The 3,663-nt window shown below is 51.8% G+C and carries 3 protein-coding genes; 2 read left to right on the top strand and 1 reads right to left on the bottom strand.

Annotation, left to right across the window (positions count from 1 at the left end):
- The coding region (locus H6A13_RS12660; RefSeq protein ID WP_204909903.1) for a Nif3-like dinuclear metal center hexameric protein at positions 1 to 688 on the top strand (688 nt) is incomplete at its 5' end.
- 21 nt (positions 689 to 709) lie between these two features.
- The gene (locus H6A13_RS12655) at positions 710 to 2,377 is read left to right on the top strand and encodes a nucleoside kinase (protein WP_204909902.1); all 1,668 of its coding nucleotides are present in this window, start codon (positions 710 to 712) and stop codon (positions 2,375 to 2,377) included.
- A gap of 13 nt (positions 2,378 to 2,390) precedes the next feature.
- On the opposite strand, the gene aroC is transcribed toward H6A13_RS12655, so the two are convergent.
- Positions 2,391 to 3,530 (bottom strand): chorismate synthase, encoded by a 1,140-nt coding sequence (gene aroC, locus H6A13_RS12650; protein ID WP_204909901.1) that lies wholly within the window; start codon positions 3,528 to 3,530, stop codon positions 2,391 to 2,393.
- Positions 3,531 to 3,663: the final 133 nt, after the last annotated feature.

The raw sequence follows: 3,663 nt of genomic DNA, 5'->3' as shown, positions 1-3,663 counted from the left end.
GTATGAAAAAGAGGTAAAGCGCATATATGTAGCACTGGATGCAACGGAGGAAGTAATAGAAGCGGCGATCCGGAAAGGGGCGGATCTTCTGGTCACACATCACCCTATGATCTTTGCGCCGCAAAAGAAGATCACAGATGCAGAATTTATCGGGAACCGCCTGATCCGGCTGATCCGGAATGATATCGCTTATTATGCCATGCATACCAATTACGATGTGCTCAGGATGTCGGAACTGTCAGCAAAGTATCTGGGACTCTCCGGCGCGTCTGTTCTGGAGGTGACCCGCGACGGGGAACACAAGGAAGGGATCGGACGGGTGGCGGATCTTAACGATCCTCTGGATCTTAGGGCCTGCTGCGAGAAGGTAAAAGATGCATTTGGATTAACGCATGTCCAGGTCTTTGGGGAGTTGTCAGGAACCGTAAAAAGGCTTGCCATCTCTCCGGGATCCGGAAAAAGCATGATTGGTCCTGCGCTGGCATCCGGCGCGGATGTGCTGGTTACCGGTGATATCGGCCATCATGAGGGGATTGATGCGGCGGCACAGGGGCTTGCCGTGATCGATGCCGGTCATTACGGGATTGAACATATTTTTATCGAAGATATGCGAGAATTTCTGGAAAAGAGGCTGGAAGGCGTCTCTGTGACGGCAGATCCGCCAAGAGATCCGTTTTTAATCGTATAAGCATCAGACGAGGAGGCAGCTATGGACAAAGAAATGTATCATGTGCAGATTGGGGATACCATCCGGGAATATCCAAAGGGAACCACGTATCTTGCGATCGCGAAAGAATACCAGAAGGATTATGAGGATGATATTGTTCTTGTGGTGGCGGACGGGAAACTTCAGGAGCTTGGAAAAGAACTGAGCGGAGACTGTGTGCTCCGGTTTGAGACTACGGGAAGCGACGTGGGACACAAGACGTATAAGCGGAGTATGAGCCTGATGCTGGTGAAGGCCATTTATGATGTTGCCGGCCATGAGAAGATCGAGAAAGTCAGGATCCACTACTCTGTGAGCAAAGGGTATTATTGTACGATTACCGGAGATGTGCCTGTGACACAGGAGTTTCTCGATCAGGTGACTGCGCGGATGGAGGAAATGGTTGCAATGGATATGCCCATCCGGAAGCGCTCCGTACATACGGACGACGCCATCGCTCTGTTTCATCAGCACGGGATGTATGATAAAGAGCGGCTCTTTGAGTACAGGCGCGTATCAAAAGTGAATATCTACAGCATGAACGAATTTGAAGATTATTTCTACGGATATATGGTCCCGAGCGCAGGATATCTGAAATATTTCAAATTGTATCCTTACGAGGAGGGATTTGTGATCCAGATGCCGACCCGCAGGGATCCGAAGACGGTGCCGCCCTTTGAACCGCAGCATAAATTATTCCAGGTTCTGCGGGAATCCACAAGATGGGGAGATATGCAGGGGATTGAGACGGTCGGGGACTTAAATGACAAGATCACAGGCGGGGACGTCAGCGAGATCGTTCTGGTCCAGGAGGCTTTGCAGGAAAAGAAGATCGCGGAGATCGCCGCCCGGATCGCATCCAGGCCGGAGATCAAATTTGTGCTGATCGCAGGGCCTTCTTCTTCGGGAAAAACAACTTTTTCCCACCGGTTGTCCGTACAGCTGCGTGTAAACGGCATGACGCCCCATCCGATCGCCGTGGATAACTATTTTGTCGAGAGAGAAGAAAATCCCAGGGATGAAAATGGCAATTATGACTTTGAATGCCTGGAAGCTGTGGATATCGACCTGTTTAACCGCCAGTTGAAGGATATGCTGGAAGGAAAAGAGGTCAGGGTTCCCACGTTTAATTTTGTGACCGGGCATAAGGAATATGGAAATGAGACGAAAAAGCTGGGGAAAAATGACGTGCTGGTGATCGAAGGCATCCACTGCCTGAATCCCAAGCTGACAGAACAGCTGGATGATAAGCATAAATTCAAGATCTATATCAGCGCGCTGACCCAGCTGAATATTGACGAGCACAACCGGATCCCGACCACGGACGGACGGCTGTTGAGAAGGATTGTACGGGATGCCAGGACAAGAGGAAGTTCGGCAAAAGACACGATCCGCATGTGGCCGTCTGTAAGAGCAGGGGAGGAAAAGAATATCTTTCCGTTTCAGGAGGAAGCAGATGTGATGTTTAACTCCGCACTGATCTATGAGCTGGCAGTGCTCAAACCCTATGTGGAGGCAAGGCTGTTTGCGATCGGAAGAGAAGAGCCGGAATACATAGAGGCAAAGAGACTTCTGAAGTTTCTGGATTATTTTGTGGGGATCGGAAGTGAAAACGTCCCGACGAACTCCCTGTTGCGGGAATTCATCGGGGGCGGATGTTTCAAGATATAAGAGTACAGGCGGTTTAGTTCCTGTAAAAATCCTGCAGGCTGGAAAGCCGGGCAGACATATTGCACATCATGGCGTCTGCAAGAGCCAGAGCGGCCATGGATTCTACCACCACCACAGCCCTGGGGACGATCACCGGATCGTGGCGTCCCCGGATGGCTATGGTGGTGTTTTTTCCGTCTCGGGTAATGGTGCTTTGTTCTCTTGAGATGGAAGGGGTGGGCTTTATGGCGGCCCTTAGAATGATCCGGCTGCCGTCGCTGATCCCGCCCAGGATCCCGCCTGCGTGATTGGAAGACTTTGCCGGGGCAGGGATGGATCCCGCTGCTTCTTTGGCCGGGGCCTTGCCCGGTTCCGGGAGATAGAAGGGATCGTTGTTCTGGCTGCCCGAAAGCTGTGCGGATGCAAAACCGTCGCCAATCTCCACGCCTTTGACAGCGCCGATGGACATGATGGCTTTTGCAAGGGAAGCGTCCAGTTTTTCAAACACCGGATCGCCGATTCCGGCCGGCACGCCGTCGATGAGGCATTCAACGATGCCGCCGGCTGAATCCTGCTTTTGCATGCAGGTTTCCAGGTAGGCGCTGGCTTTCTTCGCATATTCCTGATCTGGCATATAGAGCGGGTTGTCCCGGATCACCGTAAGGTCTATGGCGTCTGATGGGACCTTTACAGGACCGATGGCCCGGGTATAGGCGGTCAGACGGATGCCGAGGGTTTTAAGAAGCTTTGCGGCGATGGCTCCGGCAGCCACCCGGCCGATGGTTTCTCTTCCGGAAGAGCGGCCGCCGCCCCGGTAATCCCGGAAGCCGTATTTGGCGTCATAGGAGTAGTCGGCATGTCCGGGCCGGTAGATGTCTTTGATGTTACTATAGTCGCGGGAACGCTGATCTTCGTTAAAAACCACTACGGAAACAGGGGTTCCGGTGGTGCGTCCTTCAAAAACGCCTGACAGGATCTGCACCTGGTCGCCTTCTTTTCTTGCAGTGGTGTAACGGCTCTGCCCGGGTTTTCTGCGGTCCAGATATTTCTGAATGTCTTCGGCGGCAAGAGACAGGCCGGCCGGACAGCCGTCGATCACAGCGCCGATGGCAGGGCCGTGGGATTCGCCCCAGGTAGTTACGCTAAATAGTTTTCCAAATGTTGAGCCAGACATGTCCATATTCCTCCCTAAATTGCTGATATTTATATATTATACGAAAAAGAGAAGTGGGACGCAATCGCAAACTGTTCAAAAAACTCCAAAAAAACATCCTATTTTTTTCTGTTTTTATGCTGTACTTTTAAAT

This window comes from Mordavella massiliensis (genome assembly GCF_016902415.1).
GTDB lineage: Bacteria > Bacillota > Clostridia > Lachnospirales > Lachnospiraceae > Merdimonas > Merdimonas faecigallinarum.
The sequence above is the reverse complement of the archived record's forward strand: the minus strand, read 5'-3'. Positions and strand labels throughout refer to the sequence as shown.